Origin of the sequence: Hypnocyclicus thermotrophus, from assembly GCF_004365575.1 — a bacterium.
In the GTDB taxonomy this organism is placed as follows: Bacteria; Fusobacteriota; Fusobacteriia; order Fusobacteriales; family Fusobacteriaceae; genus Hypnocyclicus; species Hypnocyclicus thermotrophus.
In genome coordinates, this window is sequence record NZ_SOBG01000003.1 from 185,931 (window position 1) to 203,889 (window position 17,959).

Annotated in this window: 21 protein-coding genes; all 21 read right to left on the reverse strand. The window is 38.4% G+C overall.

Going from position 1 to position 17,959, the window contains the following annotated elements; translation table 11 throughout:
• Positions 1-11 precede the first annotated feature (11 nt).
• Positions 12-2,480, reverse strand: coding sequence for a glycosyl hydrolase family 18 protein (locus tag EV215_RS04420; protein ID WP_208320331.1), 2,469 nt, complete (start codon positions 2,478-2,480; stop codon positions 12-14).
• The gene (locus EV215_RS04425) at positions 2,477-3,061 is read right to left on the reverse strand and encodes a hypothetical protein (RefSeq protein ID WP_134112788.1); all 585 of its coding nucleotides are present in this window, start codon (positions 3,059-3,061) and stop codon (positions 2,477-2,479) included. Before EV215_RS04425 ends, EV215_RS04420 begins: the two co-directional genes overlap by 4 nt.
• A gap of 201 nt (positions 3,062-3,262) precedes the next feature.
• On the reverse strand, positions 3,263-5,815 hold the full coding sequence (locus EV215_RS04435; RefSeq protein ID WP_208320332.1) for a phage tail spike protein: 2,553 nt from the start codon (positions 5,813-5,815) through the stop codon (positions 3,263-3,265).
• Entirely contained in the window at positions 5,793-6,569 is a 777-nt protein-coding gene (locus EV215_RS04440) for a distal tail protein Dit (protein ID WP_134112791.1), read from the reverse strand. Before EV215_RS04440 ends, EV215_RS04435 begins: the two co-directional genes overlap by 23 nt.
• An 11-nt stretch (positions 6,570-6,580) precedes the next feature.
• Positions 6,581-8,374, reverse strand: coding sequence for a phage tail protein (locus EV215_RS04445; RefSeq protein WP_208320333.1), 1,794 nt, complete (start codon positions 8,372-8,374; stop codon positions 6,581-6,583).
• Positions 8,365-9,081 carry a hypothetical protein gene (locus EV215_RS10585; RefSeq protein ID WP_208320334.1) on the reverse strand — a complete coding sequence of 239 codons (717 nt, stop codon included), beginning with the start codon at positions 9,079-9,081 and terminating at the stop codon, positions 8,365-8,367. Before EV215_RS10585 ends, EV215_RS04445 begins: the two co-directional genes overlap by 10 nt.
• A gap of 306 nt (positions 9,082-9,387) precedes the next feature.
• A complete protein-coding gene (locus tag EV215_RS04455; RefSeq protein WP_134112792.1) occupies positions 9,388-9,771 on the reverse strand; it encodes a hypothetical protein in 384 nt (127 codons plus the stop codon).
• A 13-nt stretch (positions 9,772-9,784) separates the two neighbouring features.
• On the reverse strand, positions 9,785-10,372 hold the full coding sequence (locus EV215_RS04460) for a major tail protein (protein WP_134112793.1): 588 nt from the start codon (positions 10,370-10,372) through the stop codon (positions 9,785-9,787).
• Positions 10,373-10,717 (reverse strand): hypothetical protein, encoded by a 345-nt coding sequence (locus tag EV215_RS04465; RefSeq protein WP_134112794.1) that lies wholly within the window; start codon positions 10,715-10,717, stop codon positions 10,373-10,375.
• Positions 10,714-11,145 (reverse strand): HK97-gp10 family putative phage morphogenesis protein, encoded by a 432-nt coding sequence (locus EV215_RS04470; RefSeq protein WP_134112795.1) that lies wholly within the window; start codon positions 11,143-11,145, stop codon positions 10,714-10,716. Before EV215_RS04470 ends, EV215_RS04465 begins: the two co-directional genes overlap by 4 nt.
• Positions 11,132-11,473 (reverse strand): head-tail adaptor protein, encoded by a 342-nt coding sequence (locus EV215_RS04475; RefSeq protein ID WP_134112796.1) that lies wholly within the window; start codon positions 11,471-11,473, stop codon positions 11,132-11,134. The genes EV215_RS04470 and EV215_RS04475 overlap by 14 nt, the downstream gene beginning before the upstream one ends.
• Position 11,474: 1 nt before the next feature.
• Positions 11,475-11,792 carry a head-tail connector protein gene (locus EV215_RS04480; protein ID WP_134112797.1) on the reverse strand — a complete coding sequence of 106 codons (318 nt, stop codon included), beginning with the start codon at positions 11,790-11,792 and terminating at the stop codon, positions 11,475-11,477.
• Positions 11,793-11,809: 17 nt separating this feature from the next.
• Complete coding sequence (locus tag EV215_RS04485; RefSeq protein WP_134112798.1) at positions 11,810-12,040, reverse strand: head fiber protein; 231 nt, start codon at positions 12,038-12,040, stop codon at positions 11,810-11,812.
• A 13-nt stretch (positions 12,041-12,053) separates the two neighbouring features.
• A complete protein-coding gene (locus EV215_RS04490) occupies positions 12,054-13,250 on the reverse strand; it encodes a phage major capsid protein (RefSeq protein ID WP_134112799.1) in 1,197 nt (398 codons plus the stop codon).
• Positions 13,251-13,265: 15 nt separating this feature from the next.
• Positions 13,266-14,885, reverse strand: a complete 1,620-nt coding sequence (locus EV215_RS04495; protein ID WP_134112800.1) for a phage portal protein — start codon at positions 14,883-14,885, stop codon at positions 13,266-13,268.
• A 17-nt stretch (positions 14,886-14,902) separates the two neighbouring features.
• A complete protein-coding gene (locus tag EV215_RS04500; RefSeq protein ID WP_243832391.1) occupies positions 14,903-16,405 on the reverse strand; it encodes a terminase large subunit in 1,503 nt (500 codons plus the stop codon).
• Between the two features lie 210 nt (positions 16,406-16,615).
• Positions 16,616-16,756: a DUF7678 domain-containing protein gene (locus EV215_RS04505; protein WP_442786019.1), complete on the reverse strand. Its 141-nt coding sequence runs from the start codon at positions 16,754-16,756 to the stop codon at positions 16,616-16,618.
• Positions 16,719-16,844 (reverse strand): DUF7678 domain-containing protein, encoded by a 126-nt coding sequence (locus EV215_RS10750; RefSeq protein WP_442786020.1) that lies wholly within the window; start codon positions 16,842-16,844, stop codon positions 16,719-16,721. Before EV215_RS10750 ends, EV215_RS04505 begins: the two co-directional genes overlap by 38 nt.
• Positions 16,845-16,847: 3 nt before the next feature.
• Complete coding sequence (locus EV215_RS04510) at positions 16,848-17,027, reverse strand: DUF5049 domain-containing protein (protein WP_134112802.1); 180 nt, start codon at positions 17,025-17,027, stop codon at positions 16,848-16,850.
• Positions 17,020-17,247 carry a DUF4314 domain-containing protein gene (locus EV215_RS04515; RefSeq protein ID WP_134112803.1) on the reverse strand — a complete coding sequence of 76 codons (228 nt, stop codon included), beginning with the start codon at positions 17,245-17,247 and terminating at the stop codon, positions 17,020-17,022. Before EV215_RS04515 ends, EV215_RS04510 begins: the two co-directional genes overlap by 8 nt.
• Complete coding sequence (locus tag EV215_RS04520) at positions 17,238-17,909, reverse strand: virulence protein (RefSeq protein ID WP_134112804.1); 672 nt, start codon at positions 17,907-17,909, stop codon at positions 17,238-17,240. The genes EV215_RS04515 and EV215_RS04520 overlap by 10 nt, the downstream gene beginning before the upstream one ends.
• Positions 17,910-17,959: the final 50 nt, after the last annotated feature.

The window sequence follows — 17,959 nt, forward strand, 5'->3', positions numbered from 1 at the left end:
CTGTAACACCATTATGTTTGTTTTGGCAACCATTCCCACAACCTCATATCTTCTTGACCGAGTGACCATATACACATTCCTCGTAACTTCCATCGGTATGCCGCCTCGTTTGCCCAATATACAAGACTATCTACATCTTGGTAGTAAAGAATGGAAAAACCATCAGCATCACCCAAGAAAATTCTTGATATCCAAATATTGATATCCCTCGGCACAATCCTTGCTGTGTAATCATTACCACAAGCAACAGAAGTCATTATGTCTGAATGAAAGAAATCATAATCAAGAGAAATATCCTCAGTTCTAGTTGATGGCTCTTCTATATCCGATGTGAGAGTAAATACCTTAAATTTATTATCCCATATGCAGTGACTACGAGATATTCTGCCATAGCTTTTAAAGCTACCATCTGGCATATAAACATCAAACTGTTCATATGGTTCATAAGTCCATGCATCACCTAATCTTAAAAGCTGACAATTAACGTTACTATCTGAACGAATACCAGCATAACCGCTGCCACTGCTAACTGTAGCTGTAAAACGCAAAGTATGAGATGCAGACGAATACACCCTCACTGTATTCCCACGTTTACGCATTTCAAGTGTATACACATTTGGATTAGAACGAAGATCTTCATCAGTAGTTTTGGAAAAGCTAGTAAAATAACTTCCTTTAAGTGTAGCACCTTCATACAATTCAATTGCTTGTGTACCATAGTTAAAGCAACAAAATAAGTTCCCAAGAAAAATGCCAGCCTTACCACTGAAATTTTCTGGAAATATTATCTGTGCTCGTAAATGTATATCAGAAAAACTGTTATAGTTCCAAGCAAGCTCGCCGTATCCTTCTAATTGTGAGTACGGCCTTGTTTCAATACTACTCCCATCCTGCCAGACACTCCATTGTCCAGATAGAGTTGTCCAATAGCTCTCAGGTAACGGAGTATCATCTCTAAAATCCTCATACCAAACAAGCGCTGAATCTGGCTTTCTTCGCAACATTTCAAGCGTCAGTTTAAAACCTGTGGCAGGGCCTACCATATCACCATTTACATCTTTAAATTGTCTGGGTGCAAGTCTATATGTAGCCTCTCCAACTGTAGGTTCTTCACTAAATGAAGAACAAACTTTAAAGCCATAAAACTGCACACCATTTACTCCAACAGAAATGGTAATTGTATGAGTCCCCACTGATAGAGAAACACCGCTTGCAAGAGTTGTCCAAAAGGTAGTCCTCCAATATGGCCACCATAGTCGGCTCTCAGAAAAATGCACAATATCACCATCAAGAGATACATAAATGCTGTTTTTATCCCAAAAAGGATAGCAAAGCTGTATTGCTATATCATAAGTACCAGATTGTGATACCGAAAAATTATATGTAGCCTCACCTTCATCACCAAGGGTAGTCATCGTCTCAGATACAGAAACAACACCTAAATAGCTGTCTGGCATAGCATCGTGGTCAATATAAATTGTTCCAAATTCTGTATGCTGTTGTTTACTATATGCTGTTAGATAATGCCTTCCGTTATATGTTTCCTGCATTTGAGGATATTCATAACTTATAGCGTCCCTTCCTTCCATATAATCATAAACATGAGGTAATGCCCATGGCACTTTATTATTATCATCCCAATAAGCTACTATAGGAATAAAAGGTTGTGGAGGTGCATCATCTGTAAAATTATATATTCCAGTCATCCAGTATTTTGCCGCATAGTAAGTATTAGAAGTTCCTCGATAAGTCCTACCGAGATTTTCGGGTGTATCATGAATTCGCCAATTCCATCCATATGCAGGCATTCCAAAAAATATTTTCTCTGGGTTTATAACAGTAACCGCATAATCATATATACCCTCAAGCCAACTGCGGGGAGAAACAGGCCCAGGAGCAGATCCAGCCCATGCCATTCCATAACTCATAATAGAAACCGTATCACAATAATTGTTTAAATCAGCATAAACGCACCAGTTTTCACCACCAACTGAACCGTTGACGCTTGTCATTCCAGGAAGGCAGATATTCATGAGTTTCGTTGAATCATATGCTTTTACTGTATTGTATATATTACAAAACATTGCTGTTGATGCTGCGTGTGTGGAATAATCATCACCCTTTTCAAGGTCGATATCAATACCACTACACCACGGATACTTCTCCATGATTCGGACGATTTCAGAAAGAAACATATCCTGTGCACCATTTGTATTATCTCGCAGTGCCTTGAAGATACTGTTGGTACCATCATTTGATATAGTAAGTAACCATTTGATATGAGGATATTGATTAATATAGGTAAGCATACTGCTGATACTTACTCCAATTTCATATATTTCACCAGTGGCTCTGACCTTAAATGAAAAAAGTCCAACAGTGTCAATGCGGTCACCGTAACTTTGAAGTGCTTGATACATTCTAGTATTGCCCATAAATGTCCACACCATGATTCTTTTACCTTTTAGTTTGTCTATCAAAATGGCTCACCTCCATCCTGCATTTCTTGCATATAAAATAGCACTCTCGCTGTTTTACCTTGTTCAAGGGTTACCTTATGTTTTGAATCCCAAGCAGCACTATATTGATAAAAGCCATCTTTTGGTTCACTGACATCATTTTTTGTACACCCACTTGTAGACGCCAGAAGTGCCAAGTCAGCATCCTTTGCAATTGAATTTGGGAAAGATACCTTCTGACCGCTAACACCTTGACACAACTTAACTGAACCTTCTTTCATATCAGACTTTGGATAAATATGAATATCAAGACCAGCTGATGTTTCTCCAACATTAAATAAAATGATTGTTTCCTCAGACCTCACCACACCGTTAAACCAAACAGGTGATTTGATATCGCCGTCTTCACGGAATTTTAAAAGTCTGCTCTCTGTATGTGGAGTATAACCGTTAAGTACTGGTCCTTCTTGAAGCTGAAGATCAGTAAACCATATTGTTCCAGTGCAATTGTTTATGGTAGGTTTAATAATTACACTAACAACTCTTTTATTTTGCTTTTTGTTAATCACTTCTGCTAATCGAATAAAAGAAGTTTTAGCCATCTAACGTCCACCTTATTTCACACGGATGACCTACCCATCCAGTAGCAACAGATCCTGCTTGTAAAAACAAATCAGTAATATAAAATGTGCCTGTGCAATTAGTTATACAGACACAAATGGTAATGGACTTAACTTTTGAATAGTAACTTTGAGGAGTTATCTTTTCTGTTGTTCTTGAAAAATATGCCACAAGTCCACCCCCTAATACAAATCAATAAATCGTGTTTCCGTAGTTCCATCTTCATATTTAATAACCACTTCAAAACCTACCTGTGAATCATCACTTAACTTTTCTAAATCTTCAGAGGCAATCTGAGCAGATAACGTGTAGCTTGACCGATTCGCAGGATAAACTGTCTGTGACATACTTTTCGTCATACCTGCCACTCCTGTTGCTTTAAAAGATCCTGTGCCACTTACACCATTATCACTATCAGCCTCAAAACCTGAGTTTACCCAATATGCCATACCATCATCTGCACGAGAATTTCGAAGTAGATTAAAAGGCACCATTTCACGGATATCATTATTGGTAACCATGCTCGTACCCTCTAAAGAATCGGCTAGATTATCCCATTGACTTGCAGAACTACCAAGATTCTTAAGCGTAGTAGAAAGTTCAAGTACTGTATTCCACGGCTCTTGCAAATTATATTCTCTGCGAACAACACGAGTTGTAACAGAAAGTCCTAAGTCTTTATCTTCAACATGAACATAATCCCCAAGTGACCAAGACTCATGTTCATATCCTGTAAGAACAGATAAGTCCATGGCATTAAGAACATAGGAAATAGATGGTTTACAGTACTCAGCAAGTCGCATTTCGGCATACTCTTTCATTTGATAAGGATTGGTAAATGAGGAACAATCCAACGTAGTAATACGAATATCAGATGAATAGGTATAATTCTCAATATAAGGTTTGCCATTATTTATATCAGCAAAAGTTAGACCATCCGCACCAATAGCATAGAGCCTTGTTACAAGACTTCTCGTATCTACCACACGTTTAATGCTTTTCATATTTTTCTTATATGCAAACAAGGCACCACTATCCTTACCATTTATACTCAGAAGATGTACCAGCCTGTTTGGACAGTCAAAAACAAGGTCACCGCCGTGAAAATCTGCTATGCTGCGAAGAATTGAAAGAGCATTTTTTTCTGTACTGGTCCAAGTTCTCTTTGTCTTAACATTAACTGTACCAACATTCCACTCTGTGCCTTCAAGTGCATATGCCATGGCAACCTCTGCTGTTTCTGCATCAAATTTGTATTCCTCTTTTCTAACTGAAAAAGTGAGATCATAAAACTCTGCTTCTGCATACACCTCTGTTGCAAGATTACCTTCACTATCCTTTATATCCGTAATAGTACGAACTTTATAAATATCATCGACAATTTGTATTTTCTTTTCGCTGTCAATATATTTTCTCTTTGTGTCACGATATGGAATGTTAAAAGAAAGTGTATCTTCACCATTAATTTCGCTTGTAACCACAATATTGTATGCATTTTCAAGAACAGCTTCCCATGCTCCGTTACTATCAAGGACCACCGGTCTTGCATAGCCAATTTTTTCATAAGGTGACTTTGGAATATCATATAACCTAATCTCCGAAAGCTTTGGAGTCTTGCTTGTATCCGTAGTACTAAGCATTACTCTAAACCGAATATAAGCTTTATTTGGTGATTTTAGTTTCCCATCCGTTGGAACTGCAACCCAATCACTCCAGTTAATAAGGTCATCACTTGTAGAAGTTTCAATTGTACCGACAGCTGTTGTGCCCGAGATATATTCACTTGTAACAGATACCTTACCTATGCCAGATAAATTACAAACAGCAGGTGCCGTATAAAGTGTACCTTCTGCTTTATATACACCATTTGTACTACGTAACATAACTGTCCCTGGTTCCGTAATAGCATCAATATTCCCACTTGTATCACCACCATTTGCACAAAGGGATGCATTAAAATAATTTACAAGGTCATCTGTTGTTAGATTAGAATCCATATCTAGAAACCAATCATCAAAGCTACCTGCATACCAGTAAGCATCAGCGTGCATACCCATAACAATGTCAGCCACGCAAGAGGGATTAAGCGTCCCTGTGAAAGTATTTTCATCTGATACCCAGCTTTCACCACTGTCACGGTCACCTAGAACAATCCAAGCTTTTTTATTATTTGGCTCTATTACCATTGCAATAAAATATACACCTCCGTTTACAAGCGTAATGGTTGATGTGAGTGATTTATCCAATATAAGTGAACCAGATGAATTATAAAGCATAATTCTCGGCCTTCCACTATAAAGGGAAAGATAAAAAATAGGCTGTCCAGGACCATATCGAGTATTAAATATTGGACAATATGTGTTTCCAACAGAATAAGTTGTCGGTTTTATCCAACCACCAACAATAATGCGTTCACCTATATCAGCAAAAAAGCTACCATCATTTTCTACTTTGAGATATGTCTTTTCTGTAGATGGATTACTGATGTTAATCCTTACATATCCTCCTTTTTGACCATTAAGCAAACTTGCAGTCGTCCCTAAATAATTCACAATCTTCATCTTACGGTTTAACCCAGAAGAATCAATAACACAATAATCATCATCAACAGATGTATCATTGAATCTCCATAGTCCGGATTTTGCATAATCAACTGGGAATTCACCTGTGAAATCCGTCTGCTTATTTAAAATTGTTTTTAAAGACATTCCATCACCTCCATCTACTCTTTGCATAAATATTCAACTTGGTAAAAGTAGCATTACTTGTTTCTATTGTTATAGTATTTGCGCCAACATCAAGGTATGGAAAATTTAATTCTTCCAAATATGGCAAAGCATTTCTCATAACTATACCATTCTCATCCTCCACATAAGCAGTCATTTTATCGGCATCAATTACAAGTGTTTCATTGTCTGACAAAACCGCATTTACAATCTTTAATTCTTTACTACTAGTTGTAATTGTTATATAGTTGTTTACAGATGGGGTAACTATTCCTTGGATACAGTAGATTGGATTGGATTTGATGTTGCCTTTGGTCCTTATAACCGTATGAGCCCCTTCCTCCGTAATATTGTAGGTTTCATCTATTACTGCATAAGCAAATGGATCTGGACAAAAAAACTTTAAATTAAAACTTCCAGCTGAACGAATGAGCCTCTCACAATCAACCTTATCGTTTAACCTTGCCATAAAATATCTATCCGGTACTGTATCAAAAATAAGTTGTTTTAATCCCTGCATAGGGTCAAGCCATGTAGAAATTTCATCAATGGTTTTAACTAACGCAGAGAATGTATGCTTGGGAAAGATATTACAAGCTACTGTAATTTCACGGAAATCAAAGTCTGCACCAAAATCTGTTACACCATATTTTCCTGGAACAGTTGTCGTGAAATTTCGCATACCCCCACAGACTTGCCATGAAGTAAGTCTGGCTTTAAGTCCCATGCTATTTGAAGAAATATCATTATAAGAAAAACCCATAAGCTCACCCCCTAAGCAGTTGTAAACCGACCTTGAGCACGTGAGCCGGTTTGAATCAAATTATATAATTCTTGTGATACTTTTCGTATATCTTCATCACTCCGAACAACCATCTGCTGAACCGTAACAAGAGAGCCTCCAAAGCCATTAGAAGAAGGTGCTATATTTGAAATAACATCTCCACCCGATGTATTCACAGAAAAGTTGGATGGAAGTGCCGTATTCATATCATCAGCAAGACCAGTCATAACATCGTTAATGTCATTACTCATAACCTCAGCTGCTTTCACAGCATTATCACCATTATTATCTATGGAATTAGTAAGACCTTTAACAAGCATTTCTCCTACCCATCCCATTTGCTTTGACGGAGAATGAATACCAAAGAAGTCACAGATTCCATCCCAAATACCACTAATCCATCCACTGACCTTATCCCATAGCCATGATGAAAGCTGCTGAATTCCTTGCCACAGACCCTTTACAATGTTTCCACCGATTTCTACAATCTTTCCCATACTATTTGTAAAGGCAGAAACAATTCCTGCAATTATTTGTGGAACTGCTTTTACAATCTCAACAATAATGGTAGGTAGATTCTGAATCAATGCAACGAAAAGCTGAACGCCCGCCATAATAATCTTATCGATATTGCCCACAAGAGCGTTTACAATACTTGAAATAATCTGAGGTATTGCACTCACAATTGTAGTGATGATAGTTGGCAAGTTTTGTATAAGAGCGACAAGCAAATCAATGCCTGCTTGAATCAGCTGGGGAATAGCACCCAGTATTGCGGTAAGAATACCATCTATTACCTGTGGAATTGCCTCTACAATTACTGTAATAATTTCCGGTAAAGCAGACACAAGGGAAGTCAAAAGCTGAATACCTGCATCAATAACCTGGGGTACTGCATTAATAACAAACTCCACAATTGCCGTAATGATTGTAGGAAGTGCTGCAATTAATTGAGGTATTGCATCAAGAAGTCCCTGTGCCAAACCTAGTATCAATTGAAGTGCAACATCAAGTAGCATAGGAAGATTTTCAAGTAATCCTTGGACGATTGTAACAATTGCATTTACTGCTGCAGGGATTAGTTGTGGTAATGACTCACCAATGCCTTGAACCAAAGTTGCTATCATCTGAACCGCTGCATCTATCAGTAGCGGTAGATTTTCAATTATTGTATCTACAATTGTAATAACAGCATCTACCGCCGCGGGAATAAGATTAGGCAGTAAATTTAAGAGGGTATTTAACACTTGAGAAAACAAATCTGTAACTGTCTGTATTAACATTGGCAACAAATCTGATACCGACTCTAATAGTGCACCTGTTGCCATAGGAAGTGCAGCCACAATATTTGCAATAATTGGAGTTATATTTGTTACCACATTTTTAAATGCATCCACAACATTCTGGCATAACAATTCCATATCTGCATCCGCATTACCGAAACCTACAACTAAGTTACTGATTGAAGATTGCAGTGAATTAATAGAACCGGAAATTGTATGCTCTGCCTCTGCTGCAGTAGTTCCTGCTATTCCCATATTTTCCTGTATTACATGAATTGCAGAAACAACATCTGCATACGATGTTATATCATAGTGAATACCCGATATAGCCTCTGCATCAGCAAGCAATCTTTCCATCTCGGTCTTGGTACCTCCATATCCGAGTTTCAAATTATCGAGCATCGTATAGTTCTGCTTTGCAAAGCCCTGATATGCATTTTGAATGGCAGACATATCCGTACCCATTTTATTAGCATTATCAGACATATCCGTTATAGCCATATCAGCATATTCCACTGCTTTTTCTGGTCACCACCAAGACTAGAAATCAAACTTGCAGAAAAACTTGTAACATTTTCTATATATTCATTTGCAGACAGACCTGCCGTTTTATATGCATTAGCTGCATATTCTTGTAGTTTACCCGATGATTCTTGGAATAAAGTATCGACACCACCGACAAGTTGTTCATAATCAGAATAAGCTGATATAACCTCTTTACCTAGTTTGACAGCTGCAGCACCGGCAGCTACAACCACTGCACCCATTGCGACACCTACTGATTTGAGCGCAGTACCTAACCCCTTAAACTTATTTTCAGACTTTTGGGCAGAGTCACCTGCATCTTCAATTTCATCCCCCATATCATCTGCACTATCTGTAACATCATCCATTTCACGGTTCATATTATTAAGAGATTCTTCGGCATCATCATAGTTGGCATTTGCTTCTACAAGTGCAGAATTATTCTGGTCAAGTTCATGTTCCATATTGTTTAGAGTAGCTAATGCATTATTTAACTGTATCTGCCAATTTTGCGTTCTACGGTCATTCTCTCCAAAGGAAGTGGCAGCATTATTTAAAGCACCACGCAGAGTTTCAATCTTACTCTTTTGAGCATCAATTTCTTTATTCAAGACTTGGTTCCTAGCTGTAAGAGCCTGTACAGAATTATCATTTTTATCAAATTGTGATGCTACTAGTTTCATTTCAGATCCAAGAACCCTAAAGGTTCGATTGATTTCAGTAAGAGCCTTCTTGAATTCTTTTTCGCCCTCAGACCTATTTTCAAGCCAAAATTATCTGCCATGCTTTCCACCTCCTTTATCAAATTCCATCTGGTATGATGTCATCAATAAACATTTCCCGTTTAGGACGAGATAAACCGTTATACTGCTTATGGCACTCCCATAAATCAAGAAATAAACCAAACGGCATCAGCCAAAATTCATCTTGTGTAAGATGCAATTGACTAATGCCGTAATATAAAAGCCTCGTAAATAATTCTTCATCACTTACGGGGCCACCATGTTTTTTGATTCTGGTTCACTTTCTATATTTCGTTTTGCGCCCTTATAAAGAGCATTCATAATGGCCTCTTTGTATTCAGCCAAATCAATAGGACTAGTCAGAATTTCTACCTTATCTTCCGTAAGCAAATCCTTTGGCTGTTCCTTGTGCTTAAGGTTATAAACGAGAATGCTTTGATTTGCAAGTAACGTAATAAGCCATACGATTTCTGAAAGAGCCATTTCAACATTTTTTGATTTCATTAACTTATCACCAAGGTTTTCAAGACCACCATAGCGACCTGCTATTTCTTTTGTTGCCTTTGTGGTAAGAAGAAGTTTATGTTCTTCATCACCAATCATAATATTTGCTGTACGTTCATTATTCATTTATCGTTCCTCCCTACTCTACAAAATTAGGTTCATAAACCTGAGTGTACCAATCACTAATAACAGATGCTGGAACATCAGCATCTCCTTCAGTAACTTCAGCTTTCCATGGATGCTTGCCACTTGCATCTGCTTTATTTCTGCGAAGTACAGTCCCCTCAATGGTAGGTGTAGAAAATGTAATGCTATCACCTTTGGTAGCAAGATTTGTAGCTGGAACACCGAACTTAACACGATAAAGCCAGTAATACTTATACTTACCATTAGATTTCTTAGCACGAAATCCAATCGCAACTGGGTTACCACCGTCCTCACTTGCAGAAATAACAACATTATTGTTATCAACAGATACCCCCGTAAGTGCTGCAGCCGTTGCTGTTCCAATATCATCCACACCCAGAGAAAGCGTACCATTTTTAAATTCCTTTACAACTTCAGATGCTCCATCATCTGCATAAAGAGTAGCCTCAGCAAGTTCAACAGATAATTCAGCAGAAATCGCCTTTGCAAGCTGTACGGGGGTGTCATAGGTTTCCTCTTCTGTAACTGCATCTTCAGTAATCGGAGCATAATAAAGTTTATCAAGACCAATTGTAGCCATTTAGTTTTCCTCCATTTCATAAAATTTAGCTACATCCACATTATAGTGATGATAGCCTGTTTCGGTTTCGTAACCGACATATCCTCGTGCGGTAATTGTAAAATCAGCAGAGAGTAATGCTCGCACGATAGCATTTTTCGCTGTTGTATAACTTCCTTTAGAGAACAAAGAAATCCGAGCCTCTTGAACATCAATGCTAGGTTCATTATCTGCATGAAGCTCAAAAGTGTCATACATAGGCACAACTACGATGTAACTAGATGGAGCATTATTAGAAAATACCCCTGTTTCAATAGGGATTAATAAAGGCTCTAATGTTTTTTTCAAATCAGATAGAACACTCATAGTTTTCGAACCTCCTCTTCAAATGTGCTCTGCATAACAGATATGCACTCTGCTTTTGAGGAATTTTTTGCCGGTTTCAAAAAAGGCTTTGCAGGCTGACCATGCTTACCATACTCAATAATATTGGCGAGTTTAGCATTGCTTTCTCCTTCAGATCTTGGTTCTGCAAAACCAATTTTTACATTGTGATTGCCGTTTCTGTCCATTTTGACTGCAGTTACACCGAGAGCATTTGTAAGCTCTCCTGTGGAACGAGATTCATACTTTGTATTCTTACCAACCACAGATGACAGATTACTTTTTACTTTAGAAAGGATAACGTCACCACCCGCCTCAAGTACCTTTTCTGCAATATCATCACTCTTGTCCCCAAGTCTAGACATTTTAAGTAGAAAATCTTCTGGCATCTTTATATCAACCTTTGCCAACCGTACTCACCACCTTTTTAGCTAAAACCTCTATATACATTCCACGTCCTTTAACATTTTCTACAGAAATAATATCAAAACGTTCACCATCACACTCAATGAAATGCTCAGTTGTAACAGTAACTCCTGGAATAATGCGGAATCTAAAAAGGTCTGTAGCCTCCGAAAAAGCAGCAAGGTTTGCCCAACGCACACTCCCATGCCTGCCTTCTCTATAAACACGAACATAAGCAAGTGATGTTTCTGCAGTAGTTGCAAACCCTTCGGCATCTTTTGTTTTTGTTATTGCTTTAATATCAGCAAAACTGTTCATCTTACCAAAACTCATCTCACACCTTCCAATCACGGTCAAGCCGCAAAAGAAGATTGACCGTATTCCAAACTTGCTGACTTGCAGAAACATTGTCTGCAAAAAATCCACCTGTAGAACCATCTCTTGATTCATAAAAATGGCTTACAAGCATAATTATTGCTTGTTCTGTAGTAGCAGGCATAACATTAGTTGTATAATAACCTTCTTCAATATGCTGATAACTTTCCGCATAAGAAACGGCGGCAGTGATATAACTGTTAAGTAGCACATCATCTGCCGTATGGTCGATTATGAGATTTTGCTTTACTTTATCAAGTAATCCTGTAGTTGCCATCACCACCTCCTCCTTTGTTATTCCGTTGCAATAAAACCAGCAGCTTTAAGTTTTGTAAGAAGTGCATTAAAGTCTGTAACAAGACTTGATATATCCTCTGCTGTACTGTCTGCCTGCATTTCAGCTTTTGGAAGACCAGAAATTGCAGCACCCTCCTTAATTTCTAGAGTGCCACTGATTTCAAGAGTTCCACCAATAACGGTTTTTTCGCCGCCCTGTTCGGTATAGTTTTTAGCATTATAACTCATAGGTCATTCCTCCTTAAGATTTCTGAGCAAGAACTTTAATAGCTTCTGAAAGAATAAGTTTCCCATCTACACGTTGAGATGCAAGGAACCCAACCTGTCCCGTTGCAGCATACAGTTCATTAAGTCTCTTAAAAGATCTACCTTGACGGTCTGCAATCCAATAATAACCAAAGTCACCAAATGCAATAGTCTTTGCTCCTGCTGCAATAGTAGGCATATAAGCAGAAGTTTTAACCGGTCTTCCCAGTAAAGTATCAGGAGCTCCTGTAGTAAGGGAAGGCTGCCATAAATACTGACCACTGCCATCTTTAAGCTTTCTAATAGCCTTTATAGTTGCATCATTAAGAATCCATATGGCATTCTTACGATAAGGTGCATTAAGGCTATAAAATAGATCAATTACCTCATCAGACGTAATAGCATTTTCTCCTTTTGTTGTGATACCTGTTTGGGCACCACCTGTTGTAGCAAGAATACCTAAAGGTTTTCCAGAACCATCACCAGTAAAGAATGCCTCCTCTTCTTTAGTTCCAATACGGCGAGCAAATTCCTTAGTAATATAGCTCTCAAGATCAAATACACTATCGTTTAAAAGTTCTTCGGACACCTTAATCATTGTGCCAAGCTTATAAGCGCCAATAGACACCTGACCAAAGGAATCATCACTCTCAGTGAAAGCACCTTCTTCATCAATCCAAGATGCACTACCTTTAGTTGCAACAACAGGAATCTTGCGGTCACCACTAGAAGTCTGGATAATCTTTGCAAGCTGACGAAAAATATTCTCTTCTTGGAGAGCCTCAACCAGTGTATGCTCAAACTCATCAGGAACAAGGTAGCCGCCCTCCGAATCAGTCCCAACCTGCAGAGCATTTATAGCAGAAGGGATAGGAGCCTTGGAACGCATTACATTCCAGAAACTCTTCGTGTATTCATTGGAGCCACGGCCGGTTTTGTTATCATCTTTGACATTCATAGGTTTTTCAGTAAGGGGTATATTCACAGGCTTATTAAGTTCTGCCTCAATGGCATCTTTTCGCTCCATACGTTTGATTTCATTAGTGAGATCATCAAGGTCTTTTTCCATATTGGTATAAGTAGCATCATCTTCGCTACTTAAAACACCCTTTTCATTTCTGTGGGTATCAAGGAAACCTTCCATTGTATTCCACATCTTTGCACGTTTTTCACGCATTTCTGTAATAGTCATAGGTAATTCCTCCATTTATAAATATTTTTTAATAGCAAAAAGACGCTCTTTAAGTTCTTCAACAGAGCGTCCTTCGGGTTTAGCAGTTTTCACTGCAGTTACGTGTGTAGTCTTTTCCGCAATTTTGTTAAGCAGATTGGTTGCAACTGCTTTTCTAGAAAATGCATATGCAGAAACGGCAATATCGGTTAATTTTTCATCTTTAAGCACATCATCTGCAAAGCCATATTCTATTGCCTTGTTTGCATTCATCCAAGTTTCCGAATCCATAAGATGCGAAAGTTTAGTGCGCGATTGACCAGTCTTGATTTCATAAGCATTGATAATACTTTCCTTAACTTCACCGAGCATATCCATAGCTTTTTGCATATCTTCGTGGTCACCAACTGCAATAGTTGCAGGATTATGAATCATCATAAGTGCAGTAGGAGACATTAGAACATTTGTACCTGCCATAGCAATAACGGATGCAGCACTAGCAGCAATACCGTCAATCTTCACAGTTATATCCCCCTTATAATCCATAAGCATAGAATAAATTTGGCTTGCTGTCGCATAACCGTTCATACGGCTTGCATAGTCACCTCTAAGCAGTCCCTCTACATTGAATTTAAAGAAGTATTTCTTTTTTTCTTCTGGAGTAAAAAGAATACGTGACAACGATTGCTCCCAACGGACTACCCAAGGGTCAAGTGTGTATTTTACAAATTCTAGTGATTGTTGCTCAATATTAGAAAAACTCGACTTCTCCAAATCACCAACCATATGTGGTGGTACTCGGAAAATTCGAGCAATCTCATTTATCTGAAATTTTCTTGTTTCAAGAAACTGTGCCTGTTCGGGTGAAATTGATATCGGTGTATATTTCATTCCTTCTTCAAGCACAGCTATTTTGTTGGAATTAGCACTGCCTCCAAACTGTGTCTGCCAAGCCTCACGAACTTTGCTAGGGTCTTTAATTGTTCCTGGATGTTCAAGCACACCACTTGGTGCTGCCCCATTAGCAAAAAATTTAGCTCCATATTCTTCCGTGGCGATTGCAAGACCAATAGCATTTTTTGCCATTGCAATTGGCGAGTATCCAACAAGACCATCAAACCCAAGTCCAGGAATATGCAGAACATCAGAAGTACTAAGTTTGACTGTGACCCCTTTCATAGTTTGAGCTTCATCCGATGATCTGGTATATAGATAATACAGCTGACCGTTTTCATCTCTATCCACTGTCATCTTGTTTGGCATAAGCGGATAAAGTGCAACAATTTGACCCTTACCATTACGAATTATCTGTGCATAAGCATTACCCCATAAAAGCAAATGAGTCATAAGCGTTTCTCTAAACACAAATGAACTCATTTCAGGGTTAGGCTCTTCATGGAACAGATGATATAACGGATGGTCAAGTGCTTTTTCTTTGCCACCATCATCAGTATAGCGATAAAGGTGTAAAGGCAAACCCGCAACCGCCTCTGCTAAAATACGAACACAAGAATAAACCGCTGTCATCTGCATGGCAGAGCGTTCTGTCACAACTTTCCCAGAATTTGAACCTCCTAAAAAGAAGGCATAGCTTGAACCAACAGTTCTGTTAGTAGGCTTATCTCTTGACCTAAAAAGGCCGCTAAATATGCTCATGTAAAATCACACTCCTTTCAAATAAACAAAATCCCTCGCTCGTCATATACCGAAGCACTCGTACCATTACCACAGCGGATTGCTCTGTCAAGGGCCATAACCGTTGCCACAGCACCATCAATTTTCTCTGTTGATTTTTCTTTATCCGGTTTTATATTACCTGCCGGGTCGGTACGGATGTAGATATTATCCATCATCCACCTTAAAACAGGATGCCCACCATGCGCCATTTTCTCTTCCAATACTAGTTTCATTAATTCTTTTGTTGGAGGGCTCATATCTTTAAATCCCTGTCCAAATGGAACAACGGTAAACCCCATTCCCTCAAGGTTTTGTACCATCTGAACAGCACCCCAACGGTCAAATGCGATTTCTCTTATGTTAAATTTCATGCCAAGTTCCTCTATGAATTTCTCTATAAACCCATAATGAACAACATTACCCTCGGTTGTTTTAAGAAAGTCTTGTTTTTCCCATACATCGTAAGGAACGTGGTCACGTCTTACTCTTAAATCAAGGTTCTCCTCGGGTATCCAAAAATAAGGTAAAATATGATACTTGTCATCTTCATCTATTGGTGGGAATACTAGCACAAATGCCGTGATATCTATTGTAGAAGAAAGGTCAAGACCACCATAGCAGACTCTGCCTTTTAAATCTTCCTCTGATACAGCAAAGGCACATTTATCCCACTTATCCATTGGCATCCAACGGATTGCTTGTTTTACCCATTGATTAAGCCTTAATTGTCTGAAAGAGTTTTCTTCAGCAGGGTTTTGCTTTGCAGATTCACAAGCAGCCTTTACCTTATCAATGCCAACTGTAATTCCAAGAGAGGGGTTTGCTTTCTTCCATACTTTTGGGTCAGTCCAATCATCCGACTCATCTGCACCGTAAATAACTGGGTAAAATCTAGTGTCAATCTTTCTGCCTTCCAAGATGTCTTTTGCTTTTTGATGTGTTTCATAGCAAATAGATTTTGTATCCGTTCCAGCTGTAGTGATAAGAAAATACAATGGCTGCATTCTGGCATCACCAGAGCCTTTTGTCATTACATCAAAAAGTTTTCTATTGGGCTGCGTATGCAACTCATCAAATACAACCCCATGAATATTAAATCCGTGCTTGCTGTAGGCCTCAGCGGACAGCACTTGATAAAAACTATTAGTAGGCAAATATATGATTCTTTTCTGCGATGCGAGGATTTTCACTCGCTTATTCAGTGCTGGACACATACGCACCATATCGGCTGCTACATCAAAAACAATGGTAGCTTGCCCACGGTCAGCGGCACACCCATAAACTTCAGCACGTTCCTCACCATCGCCGCAGCAAAGTAATAATGCCACAGCTGCAGCAAGTTCTGATTTACCCATTTTTTTTGGTATCTCTATATATGCCGTATTAAACTGCCTGTAGCCATTTGGCTTTAAAATGCCAAAAATATCACGAATTATTCTCTCCTGCCAATCAATTAGTTCAAACGGCTTTCCTGCCCATATGCCTTTGGTATGACACAAACATTCTATAAAACCGACCGCATAATCTGCAGCATCCTTATCATAGTATGAATCCTTTGCTTTAAATCGAGTCGGTTTGTATTCCTTCAGCTTTTTGATATGCGGTCACCTCCTTTTTGTAAACATAAAAATACAGCCTTATTTCAGCTGTATTATGAGAGAAAGAGCCTTATAGCTCAATCCCTATCCATTTATATTTTATTTTGCAAATTAGTAATTCTCACTGTGGAGAAGTACTTCGAGTGCACGCTGTGTTTCTTTATCAACCGGCTTTATATCCCAACCTCTATCATAGTTGCATACAATTTCACCGTTACGCTTTAAAGTGAAGTTTGCTGACCCTACCTCCATCAATACCGAACTTACTGCTTTCATCATAAACTTTCATCCAATAGTGGAAAATACTATTATAAACTTTCAAACTTCCTTCTTTCCACATAACTTAATCCTCTTGACCGTTGATTATGAATTTCACATACTTTTCCTTTTCATCTTCAATGAAATTCACCAGTTCATAAAAATCCATTTCATAGGCAATTCTTTGTACCGCATGGATATCAAACATATTGGTAAGGCCTGTATCACGAACTGCAAGAATCTGTTCTTTAATTTTCTTATTCATTGTCAATCCTCCTACACCTATCTTCGCCATAGGCTACCGAAAGGCCACAACCATTGTCCCATTTCACCATGATTGAACCAATATCATCAACACCAATAACTGTTCCTTTTGTTCCTATTGGTGGTGCTTGTATGTCATCCATCTGTAGAAGTTCAACTCGACATCCTGCTGTATATTGCTTACGAAGGCTTTTTAGTTCCTCTTTAGAAATTACTCGCATGATTTCACCTCCTCATCCTTTTTGCCATTTTTAAATGCAGTTGACCCTGTTAATCTGTGAAGAAGAATCTTGCGTTCTTCCTTATACTCACTTCCAATAAAACCAAGCCTTAAAAGGAAACAACGGAATGCATACTTCTCGTTATCGATATCTTTTTTCTTTACAGTTACCCTTTTTTGTTTCTTTGCTAAATTGCAAAGAGCCGTTATAAAATGCATATAGGCCTTTACTTCATCTGGAGTAGGCTCTTCAGGAAACCAAGGAAAATCCAATCTATCATTAAGGATGTTAATTGGAAGTTCATTTACTCCGATTGCTTTTTTAATAAGATTGCCTTTTGCCTCAACTAGGGTGCGTAAGTTCTTAAGTGAACCATCGTCAAACCCTTCCAGTGGCATTTGAATTGCAATACCCTGTGGTTCTTCAGCTATATTCTCACATTCATAGCCTTCATCATAGAGATGTTCAAGCAAACGCTCTACTATTTCGCTGTCAGTTTTGTCTTCAAAGGCAAGGTTACCATCTTTATCAATGGTAAAATTATCTACCCTGTAAGCAAATGTCGGAGCACCTAAATATTTCACATCGCACTCCAGCCATCTTGCAATAGCGTGAACTAGTTTTTTTCGTTCCTTGCCAGAAACATTATACTTAATAATCATAGTGTGAAACCTCCTTGTTTTTTGGTATGTACATATATCACTCTAAAGTA

Bases quoted from the DNA above. Each gene is read 5' to 3' on its own strand.
- EV215_RS04460 (WP_134112793.1), bottom strand. From the start codon at position 10,372: ATGGCTACAATTGGTCTTGATAAACTTTATTATGCTCCGATTACTGAA.
- EV215_RS04425 (WP_134112788.1), bottom strand. From the start codon at position 3,061: ATGGCTAAAACTTCTTTTATTCGATTAGCAGAAGTGATTAACAAAAAG.
- EV215_RS04505 (WP_442786019.1), bottom strand. From the start codon at position 16,756: ATGGAGGTAGGGTCAGCAAACTTCACTTTAAAGCGTAACGGTGAAATT.
- EV215_RS04520 (WP_134112804.1), bottom strand. From the start codon at position 17,909: ATGATTATTAAGTATAATGTTTCTGGCAAGGAACGAAAAAAACTAGTT.
- EV215_RS04465 (WP_134112794.1), bottom strand. From the start codon at position 10,717: ATGAGTGTTCTATCTGATTTGAAAAAAACATTAGAGCCTTTATTAATC.
- EV215_RS04495 (WP_134112800.1), bottom strand. From the start codon at position 14,885: ATGAGCATATTTAGCGGCCTTTTTAGGTCAAGAGATAAGCCTACTAAC.
- EV215_RS10750 (WP_442786020.1), bottom strand. From the start codon at position 16,844: ATGTGGAAAGAAGGAAGTTTGAAAGTTTATAATAGTATTTTCCACTAT.
- EV215_RS04455 (WP_134112792.1), bottom strand. From the start codon at position 9,771: ATGAATAATGAACGTACAGCAAATATTATGATTGGTGATGAAGAACAT.
- EV215_RS04490 (WP_134112799.1), bottom strand. From the start codon at position 13,250: ATGACTATTACAGAAATGCGTGAAAAACGTGCAAAGATGTGGAATACA.
- EV215_RS04435 (WP_208320332.1), bottom strand. From the start codon at position 5,815: ATGCAAAGAGTAGATGGAGGTGATGGAATGTCTTTAAAAACAATTTTA.
- EV215_RS04480 (WP_134112797.1), bottom strand. From the start codon at position 11,792: ATGGCAACTACAGGATTACTTGATAAAGTAAAGCAAAATCTCATAATC.
- EV215_RS04475 (WP_134112796.1), bottom strand. From the start codon at position 11,473: ATGAGTTTTGGTAAGATGAACAGTTTTGCTGATATTAAAGCAATAACA.
- EV215_RS04445 (WP_208320333.1), bottom strand. From the start codon at position 8,374: ATGGCTATAACGGATATGTCTGATAATGCTAATAAAATGGGTACGGAT.
- EV215_RS04440 (WP_134112791.1), bottom strand. From the start codon at position 6,569: ATGGGTTTTTCTTATAATGATATTTCTTCAAATAGCATGGGACTTAAA.
- EV215_RS10585 (WP_208320334.1), bottom strand. From the start codon at position 9,081: ATGAAACTAGTAGCATCACAATTTGATAAAAATGATAATTCTGTACAG.
- EV215_RS04510 (WP_134112802.1), bottom strand. From the start codon at position 17,027: ATGAATAAGAAAATTAAAGAACAGATTCTTGCAGTTCGTGATACAGGC.
- EV215_RS04485 (WP_134112798.1), bottom strand. From the start codon at position 12,040: ATGAGTTATAATGCTAAAAACTATACCGAACAGGGCGGCGAAAAAACC.
- EV215_RS04515 (WP_134112803.1), bottom strand. From the start codon at position 17,247: ATGCGAGTAATTTCTAAAGAGGAACTAAAAAGCCTTCGTAAGCAATAT.